This is a genomic window from Arthrobacter sp. 9V (assembly GCF_902506065.1).
In the GTDB taxonomy this organism is placed as follows: Bacteria; Actinomycetota; Actinomycetes; order Actinomycetales; family Micrococcaceae; genus Arthrobacter.
Map to the genome: position 1 here is coordinate 1 of NZ_LR733015.1, position 1,175 is coordinate 1,175.

Here is a 1,175-nt window from a genome sequence, read left to right on the forward strand (position 1 = left end):
GTCCAGCCCGACGCCCGAGGTCCTGCTCGAGGAGTCCATCCTCGGCTGGAAGGAGTACCAGCTCGAGCTGATGCGCGACAACTACGACAACACGGTCGTCATCTGCTCCATCGAGAACGTCGACCCGGTCGGTGTCCACACCGGTGACTCGATCACGGTCGCCCCCGCGCTGACCCTGACCGACCGCGAGTACCAGAACATGCGGAACATCGGCATCGACATCATCCGTCGCGTCGGCGTCGACACCGGTGGCTGCAACATCCAGTTCGCCGTCGACCCGTCCAACGGCCGCGTCATCGTCATCGAGATGAACCCCCGCGTGTCCCGCTCGTCGGCCCTGGCGTCGAAGGCCACGGGGTTCCCGATCGCGAAGATCGCCGCGAAGCTCGCGATCGGCTACCGGCTCGACGAGATCGAGAACGACATCACGAAGGTCACCCCGGCGAGCTTCGAGCCGACGCTCGACTACGTGGTCGTGAAGACCCCGCGGTTCGCGTTCGAGAAGTTCCCGGCCGCCGACGCCACCCTGACCACCACTATGAAGAGCGTCGGCGAGGCGATGGCCATCGGCCGGAACTACGCCACGGCGCTGCAGAAGTCGCTGCGCTCGCTCGAGAAGCGCGGGTCGAGCTTCCACTGGGACACCCCGGCGTCCGAGCTCGACAAGGACGCCCTGCTGGCGAAGTCGTCGATCCCGACCGACGGCCGCATCGTCACGGTCCAGCAGGCCCTGGTCGCGGGTGCCACCGCGGACGAGGTCTTCGAGGCCACCAAGATCGACCCCTGGTTCATCGACCAGATCGTGCTCATCAACGAGGTCGCGGACGAGGTCCGTGCCGCGGAGACCCTCGACGCGGACACGATGCGCTGGGCGAAGGAGCACGGCTTCAGCGACACCCAGATCGCGAGCCTGCGCAGCACGGACGCGGCACCGGTCTCCGAGCAGCAGGTCCGTGACGAGCGGCACGCCCAGGGCATCCGACCGGTCTTCAAGACGGTCGACACCTGTGCCGGCGAGTTCCCGGCCCTGACGCCGTACCACTACTCGTCGTACGACACCGAGACCGAGATCACGCCGAGCGACCGCAAGAAGGTCGTCATCCTCGGTTCCGGTCCGAACCGCATCGGGCAGGGCGTCGAGTTCGACTACTCCTGCGTGCACGCGTCCTTCGCGC

At 67.1% G+C, this 1,175-nt stretch carries 1 protein-coding gene; it reads left to right on the top strand.

Annotation, left to right across the window (positions count from 1 at the left end; translation table 11 throughout):
- Positions 1-1,175, top strand: a 1,175-nt coding sequence (carB, locus tag BACI9J_RS23365) for a carbamoyl-phosphate synthase large subunit (RefSeq protein ID WP_159736719.1), incomplete at both ends; no start/stop codon positions are given.